Source organism: Enterobacter sp. BIDMC 26 (assembly GCF_000534435.1).
Taxonomy (GTDB): domain Bacteria; phylum Pseudomonadota; class Gammaproteobacteria; order Enterobacterales; family Enterobacteriaceae; genus Enterobacter; species Enterobacter ludwigii.
In genome coordinates, this window is sequence record NZ_KI973182.1 from 66,625 (window position 1) to 86,867 (window position 20,243).

Annotated in this window: 19 protein-coding genes; 13 read left to right on the top strand and 6 right to left on the bottom strand. The window is 54.1% G+C overall.

Going from position 1 to position 20,243, the window contains the following annotated elements; genetic code table 11:
* Positions 1-27 precede the first annotated feature (27 nt).
* The gene (locus L462_RS22940; protein ID WP_032677494.1) at positions 28-1,728 is read right to left on the bottom strand and encodes a bifunctional ornithine lipid synthase OlsF; all 1,701 of its coding nucleotides are present in this window, start codon (positions 1,726-1,728) and stop codon (positions 28-30) included.
* A gap of 132 nt (positions 1,729-1,860) precedes the next feature.
* Complete coding sequence (gene hemB, locus L462_RS22935) at positions 1,861-2,835, bottom strand: porphobilinogen synthase (protein ID WP_020885251.1); 975 nt, start codon at positions 2,833-2,835, stop codon at positions 1,861-1,863.
* A gap of 450 nt (positions 2,836-3,285) precedes the next feature.
* On the opposite strand from hemB, the gene L462_RS22930 reads away from it, so the two are divergent.
* Both L462_RS22930 and L462_RS22925 read left to right on the top strand, forming a co-directional pair.
* Positions 3,286-6,060, top strand: coding sequence for an autotransporter outer membrane beta-barrel domain-containing protein (locus tag L462_RS22930; RefSeq protein ID WP_032677495.1), 2,775 nt, complete (start codon positions 3,286-3,288; stop codon positions 6,058-6,060).
* Positions 6,061-6,151: 91 nt separating this feature from the next.
* Positions 6,152-6,775: a helix-turn-helix domain-containing protein gene (locus tag L462_RS22925; protein ID WP_014168808.1), complete on the top strand. Its 624-nt coding sequence runs from the start codon at positions 6,152-6,154 to the stop codon at positions 6,773-6,775.
* Here L462_RS22925 and ampH read toward each other — a convergent pair.
* On the bottom strand, positions 6,772-7,938 hold the full coding sequence (gene ampH, locus L462_RS22920) for a D-alanyl-D-alanine-carboxypeptidase/endopeptidase AmpH (protein WP_032677497.1): 1,167 nt from the start codon (positions 7,936-7,938) through the stop codon (positions 6,772-6,774). The genes L462_RS22925 and ampH overlap by 4 nt on opposite strands.
* 204 nt (positions 7,939-8,142) lie before the next feature.
* On the opposite strand from ampH, the gene L462_RS22915 reads away from it, so the two are divergent.
* From L462_RS22915 to L462_RS22905, 3 genes are all read left to right on the top strand, one after another.
* Positions 8,143-8,676 carry an isochorismatase family protein gene (locus L462_RS22915; protein WP_025205011.1) on the top strand — a complete coding sequence of 178 codons (534 nt, stop codon included), beginning with the start codon at positions 8,143-8,145 and terminating at the stop codon, positions 8,674-8,676.
* Between the two features lie 111 nt (positions 8,677-8,787).
* Entirely contained in the window at positions 8,788-10,008 is a 1,221-nt protein-coding gene (gene sbmA / locus L462_RS22910; RefSeq protein ID WP_014168811.1) for a peptide antibiotic transporter SbmA, read from the top strand.
* A 14-nt stretch (positions 10,009-10,022) separates the two neighbouring features.
* The gene (locus L462_RS22905; RefSeq protein ID WP_014168812.1) at positions 10,023-11,120 is read left to right on the top strand and encodes a DUF1615 domain-containing protein; all 1,098 of its coding nucleotides are present in this window, start codon (positions 10,023-10,025) and stop codon (positions 11,118-11,120) included.
* Here L462_RS22905 and L462_RS22900 read toward each other — a convergent pair.
* Complete coding sequence (locus L462_RS22900; protein ID WP_020885246.1) at positions 11,117-11,419, bottom strand: DUF2755 family protein; 303 nt, start codon at positions 11,417-11,419, stop codon at positions 11,117-11,119. The genes L462_RS22905 and L462_RS22900 overlap by 4 nt on opposite strands.
* A gap of 249 nt (positions 11,420-11,668) precedes the next feature.
* On the opposite strand from L462_RS22900, the gene L462_RS22895 reads away from it, so the two are divergent.
* Complete coding sequence (locus tag L462_RS22895; RefSeq protein WP_020885245.1) at positions 11,669-11,905, top strand: DUF2754 family protein; 237 nt, start codon at positions 11,669-11,671, stop codon at positions 11,903-11,905.
* On the opposite strand, the gene ddlA is transcribed toward L462_RS22895, so the two are convergent.
* Positions 11,902-13,002, bottom strand: coding sequence for a D-alanine--D-alanine ligase (gene ddlA, locus L462_RS22890; RefSeq protein WP_020885244.1), 1,101 nt, complete (start codon positions 13,000-13,002; stop codon positions 11,902-11,904). The two genes, L462_RS22895 and ddlA, sit on opposite strands and share 4 nt — an antisense overlap.
* Before the next feature lie 103 nt (positions 13,003-13,105).
* Between ddlA and L462_RS22885 the strand changes: the two genes are divergently transcribed.
* From L462_RS22885 to adrA, 6 genes are all read left to right on the top strand, one after another.
* The gene (locus L462_RS22885) at positions 13,106-13,789 is read left to right on the top strand and encodes an extensin-like domain-containing protein (protein WP_020885243.1); all 684 of its coding nucleotides are present in this window, start codon (positions 13,106-13,108) and stop codon (positions 13,787-13,789) included.
* Between the two features lie 169 nt (positions 13,790-13,958).
* Positions 13,959-15,173: a multidrug efflux MFS transporter gene (locus tag L462_RS22880; protein ID WP_025204998.1), complete on the top strand. Its 1,215-nt coding sequence runs from the start codon at positions 13,959-13,961 to the stop codon at positions 15,171-15,173.
* A 209-nt stretch (positions 15,174-15,382) separates the two neighbouring features.
* Complete coding sequence (gene iraP, locus L462_RS22875; protein WP_014168818.1) at positions 15,383-15,643, top strand: anti-adapter protein IraP; 261 nt, start codon at positions 15,383-15,385, stop codon at positions 15,641-15,643.
* Positions 15,644-15,742: 99 nt separating this feature from the next.
* A complete protein-coding gene (gene phoA / locus L462_RS22870; RefSeq protein ID WP_032677498.1) occupies positions 15,743-17,158 on the top strand; it encodes an alkaline phosphatase in 1,416 nt (471 codons plus the stop codon).
* Positions 17,159-17,247: 89 nt separating this feature from the next.
* Positions 17,248-17,568 (top strand): phosphate starvation-inducible protein PsiF, encoded by a 321-nt coding sequence (gene psiF / locus L462_RS22865; protein WP_014168820.1) that lies wholly within the window; start codon positions 17,248-17,250, stop codon positions 17,566-17,568.
* Between the two features lie 101 nt (positions 17,569-17,669).
* On the top strand, positions 17,670-18,773 hold the full coding sequence (gene adrA, locus L462_RS22860; protein WP_032677499.1) for a diguanylate cyclase AdrA: 1,104 nt from the start codon (positions 17,670-17,672) through the stop codon (positions 18,771-18,773).
* Between the two features lie 16 nt (positions 18,774-18,789).
* On the opposite strand, the gene proC is transcribed toward adrA, so the two are convergent.
* Positions 18,790-19,599, bottom strand: a complete 810-nt coding sequence (gene proC / locus L462_RS22855; protein ID WP_032677500.1) for a pyrroline-5-carboxylate reductase — start codon at positions 19,597-19,599, stop codon at positions 18,790-18,792.
* A 97-nt stretch (positions 19,600-19,696) separates the two neighbouring features.
* Here proC and L462_RS22850 point away from each other — a divergent pair, with 97 nt between their 5' ends.
* Complete coding sequence (locus tag L462_RS22850) at positions 19,697-20,155, top strand: YaiI/YqxD family protein (RefSeq protein ID WP_014168823.1); 459 nt, start codon at positions 19,697-19,699, stop codon at positions 20,153-20,155.
* Positions 20,156-20,243: the final 88 nt, after the last annotated feature.

Genomic DNA, 20,243 nt, shown 5'->3' on the forward strand with positions numbered 1-20,243 from the left:
CTCCCGACGGGAGAGGGGAAAGCAGGGTTACAAATGCGCCTCAATATAGCGCTGATAGCGGTTCGCCTTCAGATAACACAAATCCACCAGCACCAGGCCGTCAATGCAGTTGTTGAATGCCGGGTCGCTCCCGAAATCAATAAACTGTACGCCACCCGGTTCGCACAGCTCGGAATACTGTTTGTAGAGCGGCGGAATGCCGCAGCCCAGATTGCCGAGCAGGGATTTCAGCTTCGTCAGATCGTCGACATAATCCACGCCGCCAAACTGCGCCAGCACGTCCGGAAGCGATGCCGGGTAGGGCTGGCGTGACGCCGCGAGCGGATGGCTTGCCGGGAACCAGAGGCGGTAGAACGCCACCAGCAGATCCCGCGCGGCAGGCGGTAAGCCGCCGGATATCGAGACCGGACCAAACAGATAGCGGTAGTGGGGATAACGCGCCAGATAGGCACCAATGCCTGACCACAGATAGTCCAGACCGCGGCGTCCCCAGTAGCGCGGCTGAATAAAGCTGCGCCCGAGCTCAATGCCGTGCTCCAGCACATCCTGCATTTTGTCGTCGTAGTGGAACAGGCTGTAGCTGTACAGCCCTTCCGGCCCCCGACGTTCCACTTGTCTGGCGGTGGGCATAAAGCGATACGCACCGACAATCTCCAGATCCTCATCGTCCCATAAGATCAGATGCAGATAATCATCATCGTAGCTGTCAGTGTCCCGGCGCTTACCGCTCCCTTCTTCCACCGCGCGAAACGCAATCTCACGCAGACGGCCCAGTTCGCGTAGCAATGGCGCCTCTTCCTGGCCGTTACGCTGCCAGAGATAGATGGATTTGCCATCGCCGGTTTTGCCCAGACATTCAGCCTGCGCCAGCTCGCGTTTTAGCGTAGCCCGGTCTTCCGGACGGGCAATGGCGCACTGGGTTTTAAAGACGCCAGGCACTCCCTTGCCAAGACGTATCACGTGCTGACGGCACTTTTCGGCCATCTCACGCGACGAAAGGGTGGCGCTGTACCAGTCACTCCAGGCAATCTGCTGACCGATTGTAATCGGCAGCTGGCTATGGCGACGGCGGAACATCTGCTGCATCAGCAGCAGCATGGATAACGTCGGCGATACCAGCGTGCTGGCATAAAAGAGGAGGCTGTTGTGCGCCTGAATATGTACCGGCAGCAGTGGGGCGCGCAGTTTGGTGGCGAGTTTGATAAATCCCGAGTGCCATTTTTTATCGCGAATGCCTTTTCGCGTCGGCCGGGAAACTTCACCCGCCGGGAAGAAGATCAGCACGCCCGCGTTTTGCAGATGTTGTTCCATCTGTACCAGCGACGTTTTTGCCGTCCTGCCGCCCATATTATCGACCGGGATAAACAGCGAGCTTAGCGGCTCCAGGTGGGTCAGCATCCGGTTGGTCACGACTTTGACATCGCGTCGCACTCGCGAGACGGCGTACATCAGCGCCAGCCCGTCCAGAGTACCTGTCGGGTGGTTGGCAATGATAACCAGAGGGCCATGTTCGGGGATTTGTTCGAGATCGCGGGCGGAAACGGTGCAGAGAATATCAAGGTGCTCCAGAACTTGCTCCACCATATCCAGTCCTTTCAGGTGGCGGTGTGCTGCGGCAAATTGCTGGAATTCTTCTTCGTAAAACAGCCTTTTTAACAGACTTTTTTGCCAGGGTGCCGGCCTCGCCTGAGGCCAAAGGTCATCGAGAACGCTATCGAGACTAAACATGATCACTCCTCCTGCCGTCTTGCGATGACAGTAGAAGGGGGAGATGTCGGTTGTATTGCAGTTTGGTGAAGTTTCGTGAGGCAGGGAGAGCAGGCCGGGTCAGGCGAAACCGCCCCCCGGCACCGTTGCGCCTTAGCGCAGAATTTTCTTCTCAGCCAGATCCAGCGCAAAGTAGCTGAAGATCAGATCCGCACCCGCGCGTTTGATCGCACCCAGGCTTTCCAGGATCACTTTCTCTTCATCGATCGCACCCGCCATGGCGGCGAATTTGATCATCGCGTACTCGCCGCTGACCTGGTACGCGCCCAGCGGCAGCGAGGTGCGTTCGCGAATATCACGCAGGATGTCGAGATAGGCTCCCGCCGGTTTAACCATCAGGGCGTCTGCGCCCTGGGCTTCATCGAGCAGGGATTCACGGATAGCTTCCCGACGGTTGAGTGGGTTCATCTGATACGTTTTACGATCGCCTTTCAGCGCCGTACCGGCTGCTTCACGGAACGGGCCGTAGAAAGAGGAGGCAAATTTGGTGGAGTAGGACATGATGGCCGTGTCGGTAAAACCGGCAGCATCCAGCGCCTGGCGGATAGCCTGCACCTGCCCGTCCATCGCAGCCGATGGCGCGATGAAATCAGCACCCGCAGCAGCAGCAACCACCGCCTGCTTACCAAGATTCAGCAGGGTAGCATCGTTATCCACACCGTGATCGCACAGCACGCCGCAGTGGCCGTGAGAGGTGTATTCGCAGAAACAGGTGTCGGACATCACGACCATTTCCGGCACGGTCTCTTTGCAAATGCGCGACATACGGGCGACCAGACCGTCCTCTTTCCAGGCATCGCTGCCGGTGGCGTCGGTATGATGGGAGATGCCGAAGGTCATCACCGAGCGGATCCCTGCATTGGCGATACGTTCAATTTCACGCGCCAGATGTTTTTCAGGAATGCGCATCACGCCAGGCATGGCTTCGATGGCCTTGTAGTCGTCAATCTCTTCTTCGACAAAAATCGGCAACACCAGATCGTTTAAGGTCAGTGTTGTCTCTTCAAACATAGCGCGTAGTGCGGGTGACTTGCGCAGGCGACGGGGACGAGCAATTAAATCGGTCATGGTATGCCTGAGGTTTGTGGAACAAAGAGGGTTAGTGTACCTCAAAGTGAAAGAAGGTGTTTTACCAAAGTGGGCATTTTGTCGAGGGGAAAATCCCGATGCCAACGCGTTATGCGATCAATAATATACGCCTTTCCACTGGCGTTAATTGTTCTCGAAATATTGGTTTTATTTCTATGATGAAGTAAATATATCATTGAAAATGATCTATTTATTTTTATTATATTTGTTGTCTTTATAAGAGGTTTTTTTAACTGCTTGTTTTATAATGATTATTGATGGCATTGTATCGCTACTGCATTATTTTCATGTTGTTTGTCTGAATGCGGACTTAATGGAATGATTCATTGAACCTTTTCAGATTGAAAATGCATAATTCCCTCCGCAATTAAGTATTGCAAAATCGTTAGATGGACAAACTTGCTTACGTCCCTGAGGAGGGATGACCCAATGCAAACATGGAAAAAGAAACTGGTTGTATCACAACTTGCATTAGCCTGCACCCTGGCTATCGCTTCTCAGGCCAATGCGAAGGATATTTCTGGTACGACATATAATACCTTCGGATATGATAATACGGCAGCAGCACCCTGGTATTATGGTTACGCTGACTGGGATTACTCTGATGCGACGCACGATGGTGATATTTATCCGGTGATTAATAAATCCACCGTGAATGGTGTTATATCAACATATTATTTAGATGATGGTATCAATGGTCGGGCGAATGCGCTGAGCATTTCCAACAGCACCATTAATGGCATGATCACCTCAGAATGCATGACCGCGTCATGTGCTGATGGCGTGGATACGGACGGCACAACCCATTCTCAATACGACCGTTTTAGCCTGACCGTCGATAACTCCACGATCAATGATACTTACGAGCATTATGCGTATGACGTTGTGAACGGGGAAAATACGGAAACGCATTATCTGGACACCTATGCGCTGGGCAATGCAATTACCCTGGATGTGGAATCGGATATTGTTATTCAGAATAACTCTCACATCGCCGGCATTACCCTGACTCAGGGGTATCAGGAACGGGATAATACCCCGTATGACGGTGTGGAAGGTGTGGCGAACAGCAGCAATGTCTTTACCGACACGCTGCTGGTGAAAGACTCGGTGCTGACCTCTGGCGCATACAGTGACCTGGGCACCAGCGGGTTCTATGGTCAAACCGCGAAGCCGAGCGATTACGGTGAAACCAATGCCACTGCGGCTGACGACGCGGCACTGATTGTTGCTGCCAGTGCGTCTGACAACGCGATGCAGACCACCGCCACGTTCGATCACTCCACGATCACCGGCGATATCCTGTTCTCCAGTACCTTCGATAACAACTTCTACCCGAACGGCGATCCGGCAACCGATACGACGGCTGACGGTATATACAACCCAACCACCAACGGCTGGGATGACACCGATAAGCTGGACGTCACGCTGACCAATGGCAGCAAATGGGTCGGCGCAGCGCAGTCCAGCGTTGAGGCCATCGGCACCGCGCAGATGTATGGCCTGGGCTACAGTGACGTTGACTGGCGCACCCTCTCTCCAGATAGCATCTGGCCGGATTCCACGTTCGACAATAATGGACATGTCGCGGGTGAAGCGGTCTATCAGAGCGGTCTGTTCAACGTCACGCTGGATAACGGCTCTGAGTGGGATACCCGTAAGCTCTCTAACATCGACACGCTGACGGTGAATAATCATTCGCAGGTCAATGTTGAAAACTCGGGCCTGCTGGCTGATTCCATCACCCTGTCCAATGCTTCATCTCTGAACATCGGTGACAAGGGTGCCGTGGCAACCGACAGCCTCTATCTGGACAGCGACAGCCGTGCGGCCCTGACAGAGGAAACCGCGGAGCTGTATGCCAATACCATTACCGTGGACAACGGTGCGGAGCTGTCTCTCGGCCTCGGCCAGGTGGATACGCACAATATGGTGTTAACGGATGGCGGCGTGCTGAACGTGGCCAGCCGTGATTACGTGTTGAACAGCGATCTGAACAACGCCCGCTATATCACCAACGATATGAGCAAAGCCGATTACGACTACGGCGTTGTGGCACTTAACGCTGACGGCCATCTGGCCGTGAATGGTGACGTGACAGGGAATTACGCCGTGCGTATCGACAACGCCACCGGCGCCGGCTCTGTTGCTGACTATAAAGGCCAGGAGATTATCCGTGTTTATGACAACAACACGGAGACCCGCGCCAGCTTCACTGCGGCAAATAAAGCCGATTTAGGGGCATATACTTATCAGGCGCAGCAGAAAGGCGACACTGTTGTTCTGCAACAGCAAGCGCTGACCGATTATGCCAACATGGCGCTGAGCATCCCGTCTGCCAACACCAACATCTGGAATCTGCAGCAGGATGCAGTTAGTGCGCGTCTGACCAACAGCCGTCATGGCCTGGCGGATAACGGCGGGGCATGGGTAAGCTACGTTGGCGGCAACTTCGACGGCGATAATGGCGTTATCAGCTACGATCAGGACGTGAGCGGTATCATGGTTGGTCTGGATACCCTGATTGACGGTAATAATGCGAAGTGGATCGTCGGTGGTGCGGCAGGTTTCGCCAAAGGCGATATCAGCGATCGCACCGGTCAGGTGGATCAGGACAGCCAGACGGCAATGATGTACGCGTCCGCGAAGTTTGCGAACGATCTGTTCATCGACAGTTCCCTGAGCTACACCCGATTCAACAACGATCTCTCCGCGACCATGAGCAATGGTCAGTATGTTGACGGTAACACCACCACCGACGCCGTTGGTTTTGGGTTGAAACTGGGATATGACTGGAAACCAAACCTCTCTGGTTATGTGACGCCATACGCGGCCGTGTCGGGTCTGTTCCAGTCCGGTGATGACTATCGCCTCAGCAACGACATGCGCATGGATAGTCAATCCTATGACAGCCTGCGTTACGAAGCGGGTGTGGATGCCGGTTACACCTTTAACTACGGCGGTGACCAGGCACTTACGCCTTACTTCAAACTCGCTTATGTCTATGACGACGCTGGTAACGATGCCGATGTTAACGGTGACAGCATTGATAATGGCGTGAAAGGCTCCGCAGTGCGGGTTGGTCTGGGTACCCAGTTTAGCTTTACGAAGAACTTCAGTGCTTACACTGATGCCACTTATCTGGGCGGCGGTGACGTTGACCAGAACTGGGGCGCAAATCTGGGTGTGAAATATACCTGGTAATGAATAAAAGCGGGGGATAAGCCCCCGCTTTTTTATAGATGACAATAAAAAATAATAGTGAACCGACAAATACGGATGTCTTGAGGTCTGCATGAACGTTAATGCGAAACCACTTTCTGAATTAAGCCGGCTCGAAGCATGTTTGATAGCAGCCAGTACCCCGTTTAAATCTGCTCCACAGCAATTAATTACCTCGGGTAAGGGGAGTGAGCCTTGTACCTACGTATTCCAGACCGGCGTTATTGAAGTTTATCGTCATTCAGACGATCTGCTGGTTGGCATTGCGTCAGCCCCTTTTATTTTTGGCCTGTCTGCCGTAGTGATTAATCACAGTCAGGAATACAGAGTCACTGCCAAAACGGCCTGTACCGGTTTTTATTTGCCCGCGGCGACCACCCGTCAACTCATTCAACAGCATTCGCTCTGGAAAGACGCGTTTTGCTGGTTATCCTGGATAAATTACATTCTGGGCAAACGCGACAGGCAGCTGGTGGGAAATAACTCCTATCACCAGATCCGCGCAATGCTGCTGAATATGGCCGAGTGGGATGAAACGCTGCGTTCAAAAATTGGTGTGATGAATCATATACAACAAAGCACGCGTATTTCACGCTCTGTCGTTGCCGAAGTGCTCGCCGCTTTACGACAAGGCAACTATATCAATATGAGCCGGGGCAAACTGGTCAGTATCAACCGTTTGCCCACGGAATATTAAGGCTGGATGGAGGCGGTGAGCACCTGGGCTTTATTGGCGCTCAGTTCAGCCACCAGGTTATTGATGCCATCGCTCATATTGACGAAACGCGTATTTGGAGAGCGGGTGACGACCACAAACGCGCCCACGTTGGACTGCGGGATCATCGCCATATAGGTGATGAATCCACCGCCGCCACCGGTTTTCTGAATAATGCCCGGTCGGCCATTTTTGGGTGCCATATAGACCCAGCCCATGCCCAGCGCGTCGGCTTTACCCGGTACGTCCATGCCGATCACGCGGTGCAACTGGCTACGCTGGTAAATCAGGGTCTGCATGCGATCGGCCTGGTGACTGCGCGCATAGAAATCTGATGAGAGGAACTGCTGCATCCAGCGCATCATGTCGCCTGGCGTTGAATAGACCCCGCCACTGCCGATGGCTGCCAGGGTGTTATTACACGGACTAGCGCCTTTCTCTGCCACCATCAGGCGTCGGCACTGATCCGGAGAAGGGGTAAAGGTGGTGTCCTTCATGCCGAGCGGGCGCATTATCTGCTCTTCAAAGAGCTGCGGGTAAGGTTTGCCTGCTGCCGTCGAGAGCGCATCTGCCAGCAGGTCAAACGCCAGGTTTGAGTAAGATGCCTGTGAACCCGGGGCCGATTTCAGCGTGGCGGTGCTCAGGTAGTTCCAGCGCTGTTCGCGCGTTGGCCAGACAAAAACGTCACGGTGCGCCGCGCCGCCGGGTTGTTCGCGAGGCAGCGCGCTGGTATGGGTGGCAAGGTTTACCAGCGTGATGGGCGTGCCCTGATAGGTTGGAACGCGTGCGCCTGGCGGCGCATATTTGCTGAGCGGATCGTCGAGCTTGACCACGCCCTGATCGAGTAATTTCACCAGCATTTCGCTGGTCATCAGCTTGGTTAAGGACGCAATGCGGATCACGGAATCCAGCTGCGGGTGAACGTTATTTCCCGGTCGCGTTTCGCCAAAGCTGCGAAATACGCGCTGGTTGCCGTCGATGACCACCATCGCCATCCCGGTCGCGCCACTGCCGTAATAGATAAGGTTCGCGTAGCGATCGGCAATATCTGAAGCCAAAACGGGGGCCGTCAGCGGCTGAGCTGCCTGGGCGGTGGAGAAGCTCACCGCACACAGCGCGGCAAAAGAGAGCAGACAACGTTTCAACGAAAAGCATCCATGAATTGAATGAGAAAAGTAATGGGTATTTATACTACTAAAGCGCACGGTGCAATGCCCCGAATTGCATAACGATAGCGAGAAAAACGTAACCATGGGTAAATAAGCATAATTTCCTGGCGACCAGTCTCCCATTTTGTGACATCGGCCGTATGATAGAGGCCAGTGTCACTCAATCTTGCGGAGAACGATATGTCAGTGAAGCGTGTGGTTATGGTTGTCGATATGCAGCAAGGGGTGTTTGCAACGCCGCGTTACCAACGCGAAAAATGTGTTTCGCTTATCAATCAGCTCACGCAGGCCGCCGAACGGGTGATTTTTATTCAGCATACCGGTGAAGGCGGTCTGGAAGAGGGGAGCGAAGGGTTTGCGCTGCTGCCTGAACTCCATCAGCCCGCTGACGCGCTTTACGTCACCAAGACTGCCTGCGATGCATTTTATAACACCGCACTTGAAGCGGTGCTGCGCGAGCAAGGTATTCGCGAGTTTGTCATCTGCGGCTGTGCCACCGATTACTGTGTCGATGCGACCATCAAGAACGGGGTCAGCCGTGGCTATCACATTACCGTGGCGGAAGATGCCCATACCACGGCTAATCGTCCGGCAGCCGACGCGCCCATTCTGATTAACCATTACAACGACGTCTGGCGTGACTTTATTGCGCCGGCCAATCCTCTCGCGGTGAAACGCACCGAAACAATTCTCGAAAACTGGAAAGCGAACTAATAATTAACCCTCGGGTCTGACCTTTTTGCCTGCGCCGTCTGGCTCAGGCGAGATTTTCGTGTGGTGATGTGTTGAGCACAGCAACAGCCATAACAACAAGAAGGATGCATTATGTTTAAGTCTTTTTTCCCAAAGCCGGGGCCTTTTTTCCTGTCGGCATTTATTTGGGCACTGATCGCTGTCATTTTCTGGCAGGCTGGCGGCGGGGCGTGGCTGGCCCGCATTACGGGCGCAACGGGTGACGTCCCGATCAGCGCCGCTCGCTTCTGGTCGCTTAGCTATTTGCTGTTTTACGCCTACTACATGGTATGCGTTGGCCTGTTTGCCCTGTTCTGGTTTGTCTATGCGCCGCACCGCTGGCAATACTGGTCGATTCTGGGAACCTCGCTGATTATCTTTGTGACCTGGTTCCTGGTGGAAGTGGGGGTGGCAGTAAACGCCTGGTATGCCCCGTTCTACGACCTTATCCAGACCGCGCTGAGTTCGCCGCATAAGGTAACCATTAACCAGTTTTACCATGAGGTGGGCATTTTCCTCGGTATCGCATTGATTGCAGTGGTGATCGGGGTGATGAACAACTTCTTCGTCAGCCACTACGTTTTCCGCTGGCGTACCGCGATGAACGAACACTATATGGCGCACTGGCAACACCTGCGTCATATCGAAGGTGCAGCACAGCGTGTGCAGGAAGACACCATGCGTTTTGCCTCCACCCTTGAAGACATGGGCGTCAGCTTTATCAACGCCATCATGACGCTGATTGCCTTCCTGCCGGTGCTGGTGACGCTCTCGGCTCACGTGCCGGATCTGCCTCTTGTCGGTCATCTGCCGTATGGGCTGGTGATTGCGGCGATTGTCTGGTCTCTGATGGGGACGGGGCTGCTGGCGGTGGTCGGGATTAAGCTGCCGGGGCTGGAGTTTAAAAATCAACGCGTGGAAGCGGCTTATCGTAAAGAGCTGGTCTATGGTGAAGATGATGCTAATCGTGCCTCACCACCAACCGTACGTGAGCTGTTTGGTGCCGTGCGTCGCAACTATTTCCGTCTCTACTTCCACTATATGTATTTCAATATTGCGCGCATTTTGTATCTGCAGGTCGATAACGTTTTCGGTTTGTTCCTGCTGTTCCCGTCCATCGTTGCGGGTACGATTACGCTCGGTCTGATGACCCAGATAACTAACGTTTTTGGTCAGGTGCGTGGCTCATTCCAGTACCTGATCAGCTCCTGGACCACGCTGGTGGAACTGATGTCCATCTATAAACGTTTACGCAGCTTTGAGCGTGAGCTGGACGGCCAGGAACTGCAGGAAGTTACCAATACATTTAGCTAATACAGGGAGTTGCTATGACCTTTGCCGTACCGCGTGCGTTACCGTTGTCCTTACTGGCCGCTCTGGTGCTGGTAGGGTGTGCCGAAAAAGGGGCCGCTCCGCTTAAAGAAGGGGAGAAGCCTGTTGATGTGGCAAGCGTTGTGCGGCAAAAAATGCCCGCCAGCGTGAAAGATCGCAATGCATGGGCGGATGCGCTGGCAAAAACCTTTGAAAGCCAGAAGATTGCTCCTACCGAGGAGAATATCTGCTCGGTACTGGCGGTGGCGCAGCAGGAATCAATGTACCAGTCAGACCCGGTCGTGCCGGGTCTGAACAAAATAGCCTGGAAAGAGATCGACCGCCGTGCGGAATCGATGCATATCCCGGTATTTCTCGTGCATACCGCGTTTAAAATCACCTCGCCAAATGGAAAAAGCTACAGCGAACGGCTGGACACGGTAAAAACCGAGAAACAGCTCAGCGCCATCTTTGATGATTTCATCAGCATGGTGCCGATGGGGCAGACACTGTTTGGTTCACTTAACCCGGTACACACCGGCGGGCCGATGCAGGTCAGCATTGCCTTTGCGGAAAAGCATACCGACGGCTACCCGTGGAAAATCGACGGTACGGTGCGTCAGGAGGTCTTCTCCCTGCGTGGCGGCCTGTGGTTCGGCACTTATCATCTGCTGAACTATCCGGCGAATTACAGTGAGCCGCTGTACCGCTTTGCGGACTTTAACGCGGGCTGGTATGCCAGTCGTAACGCGGCGTTTCAGAATGCGGTCAGCCGCGCAAGCGGCGTGAAGCTGGCACTGGATGGTGATCTTATTGCCTACGGCAGCAGCGAGGCTGGCACCACGGAGCGGGCTGTGCGGAAATTATCGAACAGGCTTGGCATGAGTGAGAGCGACATTCGCCATCAGCTTGAGAAAGGCGATAGTCTGGCGTTTGAGAAAACCGATCTGTACAAGAAAGTCTTTACGCTTGCAGAACAGAAAAGTGGGAAAACGTTACCGAGGGCAATCCTGCCGGGTATTCAGCTGGAAAGCCCGAAGATCACGCGTAACCTGACAACCGCCTGGTTCGCAAAACGCGTGGATGACCGCCGGGCTCGCTGTATGGGGCTTTAAAAGCGACGGCGAAAACGCAGTACTAATGCCACAACGCCTAAAATCATACACCCTGCGAGGAAAGGAATGAGGCCAAACAGGGTGCTTACACCAAAACCAATTTCCACTCGCGGGCGTCCGTTATCCTGCACCTGCATCAGGTGTTCATAGACTCCTGGTGCATGAACCAGCATATTGAGTAGCTGCGAACCCGCCCAGAAACAGAACAAGACAAACAGGGCATAAGCGATATTACCCGCCGTGGAGGTTTTTGGTTGTTTACCGCCAAAAATCGGTTTCGACAATGTAAAGTCAGCCATCACGACCTCCCGATAAATCACTCTGTTTTATATGCGTCTTACAAGGTGAGTTTGACAGGTCATAGCATTTGTCAATATCAGAATCGTGTTAATTTACCCTAAGGAATTCTCCTGGATTGTCGAATTCTGCAGCGCATCACAATTTCTTAACTTAATTGAAACAACAGCATGTTTCAGAATTTCCGCATCAGCCACAGACCTCGTCATAAATCTGTGAGAGGATATCTTTTTTTCCTGCCGGAGTTTGTCATGAAGCTCACTTCCAAACTACGCCGTGACTGGCATTACTACGCCTTTGCTATCGGGCTGATCTTTATTCTTAACGGTGTCGTGGGGCTGTTGGGATTTGAAGCAAAAGGGTGGCAAACGTATGCCGTGGGTCTGGTGACCTGGGTTATCAGCTTCTGGCTGGCGGGGATGATTATCCGCCGTCGTCCTGAAGAGACGACAGCGGATGAGACGGAAACGGCGAAGAGTCCCGATTAACCGTTTACGGAGCTTTTCAGGGCGCTGTCCGCAGCATGACGCTCCAGCGCCAGTTCAATCAGGCGGGTGATGAGTGCTGAGTAGCTTAGCCCGCTGGCCTGCCACAGCTTGGGATACATGCTGATGTTGGTGAAGCCCGGCAGGGTGTTGATTTCATTAATCACCACCTCGTTTTCAGGCGTCAGGAACACATCCACGCGCGCCATGCCGCTGCAGCCGAGCGTCTGATAAGCGTTAATCGCGATCGCGCGGATCTTATCGTTGATTGCCGGATCGATATTCGCAGGCACAACAACCTGGGCGCCTTTATCATCAATGTATTTGGTGTCGTAAGAGTAGAAATCACTGTTTAACACCACTTCACCGCAGGTGCTTGCCTGTGGGAAATCGTTGCCCAGCACGGCGCACTCAATTTCGCGGCCTTTGATGCCCTGCTCAACCACCACTTTATGGTCAAACTCAAACGCCAGGCTGACCGCTTGCGTGAACTGCGCTTCGCTTGTCACCTTGCTGACCCCGACGGAAGAACCCTGGTTTGCAGGTTTCACAAACAGCGGCAGGCCCAGCTGACCGGAAATCTGAGCGAAGCTGTGTTGGTCACGGTTGGCGCGGGTGAGGGTGACAAACGGCGCAATATTCAGCCCTGCATCACGCAGCAGGCGCTTGGTGACATCTTTATCCATGCAGGCAGCGGAACCCAGCACATCAGAACCGACAAACGGCAGGTTGGCCATGCGCAGCATCCCCTGCAGCGAACCATCTTCGCCAAGGGTGCCATGAACGATAGGGAAGACCACGTCAATCTGGGCGAGAGACTGCGCATTACCGGCGTCGATGAGCTGCCCTTGCACCACGCCGGGTACGGTCGCGACGCTGATTGCAGAAGGATTCAGAGCGATATGCGCCGGATCGTCAGCATTTAACAGATACTGGCTGGCATCGTTGACATGCCACTGCCCCTGTTTATCTATGCCCAGCAGCACCACGTCGAAACGGCTTTTATCGATTGCATCGACGATATTTTTGGCCGATTGCAATGAAACCTCGTGCTCCGCTGATTTTCCCCCAAAGACAATACCTACGCGCTGCTTTGCCATCTCACTCTCTTCCAGTCTGACGAAAAACCAATAACATACCACGATGCCCAGCGGGTTTCGCGGCCTTCTGCCATAATGTTTTGGGGAATGTTAAGGGGGGAGCGTGAAAGGAAAAACTCTGCTGACCGTTTTCATTATTGCGGCTGTCGCAACGGTGGGGTATCGCTGGTTGCCGTCTTACTACAACCCTTTCACGCCGCTACATCTCGACGACCCGCCAGGCCGCATTACCCAGTATAAGCTTCGGAACTTAACGCCCCAGGCGTGCACGAGCCTGTTATCACAGGCCAATCAACGCGCGCTTATCCGCACACAACCGGTCGCAGACAGCGGTGGGGAGTGTCCACTCCGTAACGTCGTCCGGGTACGTAACTTCGGTCCGGTCAGCCTGAACAGCAGTTTCCTTGCGAGCTGCCCGCTGGCGCTCAGTTCTGCCTTGTTTATCAGCCAGCAGGCCCGGCCACTCACCAGAAGCTATACGGGAAGTGAGCTGACGCGTATTGAGCATCTCGGCAGCTTTGCCTGCCGCAACATTTACCATCGCCCCGACGCGCGACGCAGTGAACATGCCACGGCAGAGGCACTGGATATCACGGCGTTTGTGCTGGCGAACGGTGAGAAGGTCACGGTACAAAACGGCTGGAAGGCGACCAAAACGCAGCCATGGCTGAAAGGCATGCTGGCGGCGAGCTGCAGCTATTACGGCAACAGCCTGGGGCCAGAGTATAACGCTGCCCATGCCAGCCACTTTCACCTGGGGATGCGCGGTTTTGGTCTCTGCCGCTGAAGCATAATATTCCGTCAGAAAATGGATGATTTGTGACTTATTTCACAAATATGATGACTGGGAAGATAAAACACCAAAGTCGGCAAGGGCGCATCTCTGGTGCGACGTCATAACGCGTAACTTGCTAATCTGTCGGCGAATTCGCCTAAAAATGAAGACTATTTCTTTTATGGAATCCTGGAAAGTTAATCTCATCTCGGTCTGGTTCGGGTGCTTCTTTACCGGGCTGGCCATCAGCCAGATATTGCCCTTCCTGCCGCTGTACGTGTCGCAGCTGGGCGTTACCTCCCATGAAGCGCTCTCCATGTGGTCAGGTCTGACGTTCAGCGTCACGTTTCTGGTCTCTGCCATTGTCTCGCCGATGTGGGGCAGTCTGGCCGACCGCAAAGGGCGCAAGCTGATGCTGCTGCGCGCATCGCTGGGGATGGCGATAGCCATTCTGCTGCAGGCCTTTGCCACTAACGTATGGCAGCTCTTTTTCCTGCGAGCGGTGATGGGGCTGACGTCCGGGTATATTCCGAATGCCATGGCGCTGGTGGCCTCGCAGGTGCCCCGTGAACGCAGCGGCTGGGCGCTGAGTACGCTCTCTACTGCTCAGATAAGCGGGGTCATTGGCGGCCCGCTGCTAGGGGGCTTCCTCGCCGATCATGTGGGGCTGCGCGCGGTGTTTATCATTACGGCCATCCTGCTGGTGGTCAGTTTTCTGGTCACGCTCTTCCTCATTAAAGAGGGAGGACGCCCCGTCATCAGCAAAGCTGAACGCCTGAGCGGCAAGGCCGTCTTCGCCTCGCTGCCCTATCCGGGCCTGATGATCAGCCTGTTTGTGACCACCATGGTGATCCAGCTTTGCAACGGTTCGGTCGGCCCGATTCTGGCGCTGTTTATTAAGTCGATGGAGCCAGACAGCAATAATATTGCTTTCCTCAGCGGGATGATTGCCGCCGTCCCGGGTGTATCAGCCCTCATTTCGGCACCACGTCTTGGAAAACTGGGCGACAGGATCGGCACGGCGCGTATCCTGATGGCCACGCTGATTTTTGCGGTGGTGCTCTTTTTCGCAATGTCGTTTGTCACTTCTCCGCTTCAGCTTGGCGTGCTGCGGTTTCTGCTGGGCTTTGCCGATGGTGCGATGTTACCCGCGGTGCAAACATTGCTGGTGAAATATTCCAGTGACCAGGTAACGGGCCGTATTTTTGGCTATAACCAGTCGTTTATGTATTTAGGTAACGTTGCCGGTCCGCTTATGGGAGCCGCTGTTTCGGCAATGGCCGGTTTCCGTTGGGTATTTGCTGCTACCGCTATTGTGGTGCTGATAAATATAATTCAACTGGCTATTGCACTGCGTCGCCGCAGACAAATGGCAGAGGCGAAGTCGGCGCGATAGCCGTTTCGTAGATGTATTATATATTCTTATGGTCGCCGCATTTTTATATAACTAAATGCGGCGTTTTTTATAGAAAAACGTTTCGCTGAAAGCCGCGAGGAATCTATTTTTCCTGCCGCATCACTTTTGCATAACATAATAAATTTCTTCTCTTTGCATAATGGATTCAGAATGCTAAGTTCAGACAAAACGGATAAGGAAATAGCACCATGAAAAATCTCATTGCTGAGTTGTTGGTCAAGCTTGCACAAAAGGAAGAAGAGTCAAAAGAGTTGGTCGCCCAGGTTGAAGCGCTGGAAATTGTGGTCACCGCGCTGCTGCGACAAATGGCGAAAAACGAACAACAGACGTTGATTGAGAACGTTGAAGGCGCGCTGGAAAGCGTCAGACCCGATTCCCAGGTGCCGGTTGAGGATGCTGAAATGCTCCGCCAGTACGTAAAAAAGCTGTTAAGGCATCCTCGCAACTAAACCATCACGGAACCTGACGGCGTGTCATAGAATTGTCATGCAGGATGCCTATAGTCGCTCTGTTTTATTTTTTATGTATTTGTACATGGAGAAAATAAATTGAAACAGAGCGCACTTTTCATCGCATTACTTCCCCTGTTAATGTCACCCGCTATTTATGCCGACACTCACAATACCAGCGTGCTGGATAATCGTGCGGCCAAAGGGGATATCACCCAGCCAGGCGGCGCGCGTCGGTTGACTGAAGATCAAACCGCCGCCATTCGCGCTTCGCTGAATGAGAAACCCGCTAAAAACATTATTCTGCTGATTGGCGACGGGATGGGCGATTCCGAAATAACGGCAGCACGAAATTATGCCGAAGGCGCGGGCGGCTTTTTTAAAGGTATCGACGCACTGCCTCTCACCGGACAATATACCCATTACGCGCTGGATAAAAAAACCGGTAAACCCGATTACGTGACGGATTCTGCTGCCTCTGCCACTGCGTGGTCCACCGGTGTGAAAACCTATAATGGTGCGCTGGGTGTAGATATTCACGAAAAAGATCACCAGACCATTCTGGAGATGGCTAAAGCGGCGGGACTGGCTACCGGCAACGTCTCTACGGCTGAACTTCAGGATGCAACGCCAGCGGCGCTGGTAGCGCATGTCACCTCGCGTAAATGCTACGGCCCGTCTGTGACCAGCGAAAAATGCCCCACTAACGCGCTGGAAAAGGGCGGTAAAGGCTCGATTACGGAACAACTGTTGAACACACGTCCTGACGTGACGCTGGGCGGCGGGGCGAAAACCTTCGCGGAAACCGCAACGGCGGGCGAATGGCAGGGCAAAACGCTGCGTGAGCAGGCGCAGGCTCGCGGCTATCAGCTGGTGAGTGATGCATCTTCTCTGGCGGCGATCACCGAAGCAAGCCAGGATAAACCGCTGCTGGGTCTTTTCTCTGATGGCAACATGCCGGTGCGCTGGGAAGGGCCAAAAGCGTCCTACCACGGCAACATTGATAAACCTGCCGTAACCTGTACGCCAAACCCAAAACGTACCGACAGCATCCCGACGCTGGCGGCGATGACCGATAAAGCGATCTCACTGCTGAGCAAGAGTGAAAAGGGCTTCTTCCTGCAGGTGGAAGGCGCGTCGATCGATAAACAGGATCATGCGGCTAACCCGTGCGGTCAGATTGGCGAGACGGTCGATCTGGACGAAGCAGTGCAGAAGGCACTTGAGTTCGCGAAGAAAGACGGCAACACGCTGGTGGTCGTTACCGCAGACCATGCGCACGCCAGCCAGATCATCCCAGCGGATACCAAAGCACCGGGCCTAACGCAGGCGCTGAACACCAAAGACGGCGCGGTGATGGTGTTGAGCTATGGCAACTCTGAAGAAGAGTCCATGGAGCATACCGGAACCCAGCTGCGCATCGCAGCATACGGTCCGCATGCGGCAAACGTGGTAGGGCTGACCGATCAAACGGATCTGTTCTACACCATGAAAGCGGCTTTGGGGCTGAAATAATAAAAGCCCGGCGGAAATCACATCTGCCGGGTGGTTTTTTTCCTGTCACGAACCAGACTTACAGTGAATGTTCACAAAAGGATGGTGCAATGAAAACAACATTACTGGTTACTCTGCTCTCGGGTCTGTTTCTGATCTCATCGGCGAACGCGGAAGAGAAAACATTAACGCCGCAGCAGCAACGCATGACCACCTGTAATCAACAGGCGACCGCGCAGAGCCTGAAGGGTGATGCCCGTAAGACCTACATGAGCGGTTGCCTCAAAAACGGTGCCGCGAAACCGGGTGAGAAAAGCCTGACGCCGCAGCAGCAAAAAATGCGCGAGTGTAATGCGAAAGCGACCGAACAGTCCCTGAAAGGCGACGATCGCAGCAAGTTCATGAGTGCCTGTCTGAAGAAAAACGTGTAGTCCTATCGGGTGAGTGGCCCCGGCGGCTCACCCGAAATTTCATACTTTCCCCGTAAGCCCCCTCTCTATAATTTGGGAAATATTTCAGAATATTCCCAAAAATGATGAATGATGAATCTTATTACAATATAAAGCGCATTCGGGAAGAGTGGAATATGACCCTTTCTCAGGATGACCCACACCGTGCCGGGATCCCGTTTGCCCGGCGAGCCCGGCTGGCGCGTGTTGTCGGACTGGCAGCGATGTTCTTCCCCCTCTCTGGCGTGCTGGTCACCTTTTCTGTATCCGGCGTCTGGTGGTTGTTCCTGGTGGGGTGGGCATTTATCTGGCCCCATTTCGCCTGGCAGTGGTCCTGCCGCGCTGCTTCTCCTCATCAGCAGGAACATTTTAATCTGAAGATTGATGCCATTATTGCCGGGCTTTGGATCGGCATGATGGGGATCAATGCGCTACCTGCGGCAGCGCTGCTGATGATGGTGGGAATGAACATGATGGGGTCCGGCGGTTGTCGGCTGTTTTTTACCGGCATCATGTTAACCCTTCTGTCTTCCCTGGTGACGCTCCCCGTCGTGGGCCGGGTGGCTGTCTTTAACCCGGAGCCTCTGGCATGGGGCTTAACGCTTCCCGTGCTGGTGTTGTATCCGATGCTTTTTGCCTGGCTCAGCCATCGTACTGCCATCAGGCTTGCAGAGCATAAACGGCGGCTGGAGCTGATGAGTACTCGCGACGGCATGACCGGCGTCTTTAATCGCCGGCACTGGGAAGTGCTGCTGAGAAATGAATTTGAACACTGTCGCCGCAACCACTGCACCGCCACGATTTTGCTTATCGATATCGATCATTTTAAGAATATCAATGACACCTGGGGCCACGATGTGGGTGATGAAGCGATCATTGCCCTGACGCGGCAACTGCAGCTAACGGTGCGTTCCGGGGATGCGATAGGCCGTTTTGGCGGGGATGAGTTTGCGGTGATCATGTCCCGGACGGCGGCTGACAGTGCCATCGCCGTGATGTCACGCGTACATGAGCGGCTGGAAACGCTGTCGTTACCGTGTGCGCCCAAGGAATCTCTGCGTATTAGCGTCGGTGTCGCGCCCTGGGGACCGCAGTTCGGGCACTATCGGGAGTGGTTAAAAGCGGCCGATGTGGCGCTGTATAAGGCCAAAAATGCCGGACGCGGCCGCACCGAGGTGGCCGCCTGACGTCCGGAGCAGATAATCAGGATTTACTCAGTTTCTCTGATTTTTCCATGCATTTTGTCATCGCTTCAATAACGGCCGAACGGAAGCCGCGTTCTTCCAGCACCCGCACCGCCTCGATAGTGGTTCCGCCAGGCGAGCAGACCATATCTTTCAGTTCACCCGGATGCTTACCGGTCTCCAGCACCATTTTGGCAGAGCCCATCACGGCCTGTGCAGCGAATTTATACGCCTGCGCTCGTGGCATGCCGCCAAGCACCGCGGCGTCGGCCATCGCTTCTAAAAACATAAAGACATACGCAGGCGCTGAACCGCTCACTCCCACTACCGGATGGATCATGTATTCGGCAATGACTTCCGCTTCACCGAAGCAGCGGAAGATGTTCAGGACATCCGCCACGTCTTCCGACGTCACCAGCGCGTTAGGCGTGACGGAGGTCATGCCGGCGTTGACCAGTGATGGGGTATTCGGCATAGCGCGTACGATTTTACGGTCATGACCCAGCGCGCGCGCCAGCTGATCGAGCGTGACGCCCGCGGCAATCGATACGACCAGCGTCTCTTTGTTCAGGCTGGTGGTGATGTCGCTCAGCACTTTGATCATGATGTTCGGCTTGACGGCGCCAAAGACAATATCGGCTACCTGAGCCACTTCCTGGGCGCTTTCGGCTGCGTTGATCCCGTACCGATCGCGTAACGCGGCGACGTTGTCCGGTGATGGGGTGTAGACCCAAATCTGACCCGGCAGCACCTGTCCGCTGGCGATCAGGCCACCCAGGATGGCTTTGCCCATGTTACCGCAGCCGATAAACCCGATTTTCTTATCCATCACGATTCTCCGTCATTATGCGTTGTTTTCTCTGATTGATAGCTTAACAACGAAATGCAGGCGACAATAGTCGGCAGAATCATTATGGGGAGACAATATGGCGATTTGGGTTGATGCGGACGCGTGTCCGAATGTGATTAAAGAGATTTTATTCCGCGCGGCCGAGCGCGTGCAGATGCCGCTTACGCTGGTGGCGAACCAGAATATTCGCGTACCACCTTCCCGATTTATTCGCGCGTTGCGGGTTCCGGCCGGCTTTGACGTGGCGGATAACGAGATTGTGCGTCTGTGTAGCCCTGAGGATCTGGTGATCACGGCGGATATCCCGCTGGCCGCGGAAGTGATTGAAAAGGGAGCGGCGGCGCTGAACCCGAGAGGGGAGCGTTATTCGCCGGCGACCATTCGTGAAAGACTCACCATGCGTGATTTTATGGATACGCTTCGCGCCAGCGGCGTGCAGACCGGCGGGCCAGACAGCCTGTCCCAGCGCGATCGCCAGCAGTTCGCCGCAGAGCTTGATAAGTGGCTACTCGAAGTCAAGCGTCGCACTGCGTAATGATAACCATTGTCACTTTGTGGTACAGTATGGCCTCCGCAGGGTTGTCATCCCGTACCGCTTTGCAGTAAAGTAAACGCAACATCTT

What these genes read in the sequence shown, in the direction of transcription:
- L462_RS22880 (WP_025204998.1), top strand. Translation starts at nt 13,959, where the DNA reads ATGGAATCCTGGAAAGTTAATCTCATCTCGGTCTGGTTCGGGTGCTTC.
- L462_RS22905 (WP_014168812.1), top strand. Translation starts at nt 10,023, where the DNA reads ATGACCTTTGCCGTACCGCGTGCGTTACCGTTGTCCTTACTGGCCGCT.
- psiF (WP_014168820.1), top strand. Translation starts at nt 17,248, where the DNA reads ATGAAAACAACATTACTGGTTACTCTGCTCTCGGGTCTGTTTCTGATC.
- L462_RS22925 (WP_014168808.1), top strand. Translation starts at nt 6,152, where the DNA reads ATGAACGTTAATGCGAAACCACTTTCTGAATTAAGCCGGCTCGAAGCA.
- L462_RS22930 (WP_032677495.1), top strand. Translation starts at nt 3,286, where the DNA reads ATGCAAACATGGAAAAAGAAACTGGTTGTATCACAACTTGCATTAGCC.
- L462_RS22850 (WP_014168823.1), top strand. Translation starts at nt 19,697, where the DNA reads ATGGCGATTTGGGTTGATGCGGACGCGTGTCCGAATGTGATTAAAGAG.
- ddlA (WP_020885244.1), bottom strand. Translation starts at nt 13,002, where the DNA reads ATGGCAAAGCAGCGCGTAGGTATTGTCTTTGGGGGAAAATCAGCGGAG.
- L462_RS22915 (WP_025205011.1), top strand. Translation starts at nt 8,143, where the DNA reads ATGTCAGTGAAGCGTGTGGTTATGGTTGTCGATATGCAGCAAGGGGTG.
- L462_RS22940 (WP_032677494.1), bottom strand. Translation starts at nt 1,728, where the DNA reads ATGTTTAGTCTCGATAGCGTTCTCGATGACCTTTGGCCTCAGGCGAGG.
- sbmA (WP_014168811.1), top strand. Translation starts at nt 8,788, where the DNA reads ATGTTTAAGTCTTTTTTCCCAAAGCCGGGGCCTTTTTTCCTGTCGGCA.
- hemB (WP_020885251.1), bottom strand. Translation starts at nt 2,835, where the DNA reads ATGACCGATTTAATTGCTCGTCCCCGTCGCCTGCGCAAGTCACCCGCA.
- L462_RS22895 (WP_020885245.1), top strand. Translation starts at nt 11,669, where the DNA reads ATGAAGCTCACTTCCAAACTACGCCGTGACTGGCATTACTACGCCTTT.
- L462_RS22900 (WP_020885246.1), bottom strand. Translation starts at nt 11,419, where the DNA reads ATGGCTGACTTTACATTGTCGAAACCGATTTTTGGCGGTAAACAACCA.
- adrA (WP_032677499.1), top strand. Translation starts at nt 17,670, where the DNA reads ATGATGAATGATGAATCTTATTACAATATAAAGCGCATTCGGGAAGAG.
- iraP (WP_014168818.1), top strand. Translation starts at nt 15,383, where the DNA reads ATGAAAAATCTCATTGCTGAGTTGTTGGTCAAGCTTGCACAAAAGGAA.
- proC (WP_032677500.1), bottom strand. Translation starts at nt 19,599, where the DNA reads ATGGATAAGAAAATCGGGTTTATCGGCTGCGGTAACATGGGCAAAGCC.